The sequence below is a fragment of the Neobacillus drentensis genome (assembly GCF_036966985.1).
Lineage (GTDB): Bacteria > Bacillota > Bacilli > Bacillales > Cytobacillaceae > Neobacillus > Neobacillus drentensis_E.
In genome coordinates, this window is the sequence record NZ_JBALSN010000715.1 from 1 (window position 1) to 1,279 (window position 1,279).

At 42.8% G+C, this 1,279-nt stretch carries 1 protein-coding gene and 1 pseudogene; one reads left to right on the plus strand and one right to left on the minus strand.

Going from position 1 to position 1,279, the window contains the following annotated elements:
- On the plus strand, window positions 1-937 hold a 937-nt coding region (locus tag V7659_RS30910; RefSeq protein ID WP_335543819.1), incomplete at its 5' end, for an MFS transporter.
- Between the two features lie 98 nt (window positions 938-1,035).
- Here the strand turns inward: V7659_RS30910 and V7659_RS30915 are convergent.
- Window positions 1,036-1,279 (minus strand): annotated as a pseudogene (locus V7659_RS30915) (acetyltransferase); the annotation flags it as partial.

The following is a 1,279-nucleotide window of genomic DNA, read 5'->3' on the forward strand; positions in this document are numbered from 1 at the left end:
GATGAATAGTGTCATTTTATTATTTGCATCGCTCTTCATTTACGGAGCAGGAACATCCACGAACTTACAAGCGCGTTATGCGGGGACGGACTTAGCGAATTCTAAACAGCGTGCAACTGCCATTAGTACAACAATGGTTATGACAACATTTCGAGCAGTAGCAGGTCCGAATTTAGTTGAAGTGATGGGTAAATTTGCAGTGTCCATTGGTGTTCCAGCACTTGCTGGTCCTTTTATTTTATCAGCAGCAGCATTTATTGTAGCTGGTCTTGTGCTTTTTATTCTGCTGCGTCCTGATCCATTAGACATTGCCCGAAGAATAGCAACTTACAAAGCAGAACATGGGCATGGAAATAAACGAGATGCTGCTGATAAAAAAATAGATAAAAAAGGGCTTACAGTAGGGGCCACAGTGATGATCTTAACTCAAATTGTCATGGTGGCACTCATGACCATGACACCGGTGCATATGCAGCATCATGGTCATGGATTAGCCGAAGTGGGCATTGTGATTGGTTTTCATATAGGGGCCATGTATCTTCCTTCACCTATCACGGGTGTACTTGTAGATAAACTAGGACGAACAGCTATGAGCATAGCGTCGGGCATCACACTGTTACTTGCTGGTTTATTAGCAGCATTCGCACCAAGTGATTCAATGATTCTATTAATCATTGCTTTATCTTTACTTGGATTGGGATGGAACTTTGGTTTAATTAGTGGTACTGCTCAAATAGTGGATGCTACAGAACCATCAACCCGGGCAAAAACCCAAGGAACACTCGATGTTTTTGTTGCGTTAGCAGGTGCTTCTGGCGGTGCCCTTTCAGGAATGGTCGTGGCGAATACGAGTTATGCTACATTATCTTTAAGCGGAGGAATTTTATCGTTAATTCTCATCCCTGTCATCGTTTGGTCTTTTAAAAGTAAAACATAATGCAGCTCCGTGCTCATCCATCACAAAAAAGACATGCCTCCAATCATAGGAAAGCATGTCTTTTTTGAATCTCTCTTCACAGGATGCTAGTGTTCTTATTATGACGAGGACACATCTCCTTTTTTCTTGATACTAGCTTTAATGAGCTCAGGCAATGTGGCAGAGCCTTTTGTGGAAAGATGAACACCATCTGGCTGAAAATAGGACGGCTGTCCGGTAGCGGCGGAATGCCAATCGACTAAGCTCACATTGTGATGTTGATTGGCCACACGCTCAATGACTGCATTCACATCATTTTCCCAAGATCTTGGAACACGAGTGTTCACAAGAAAAATATGTGCC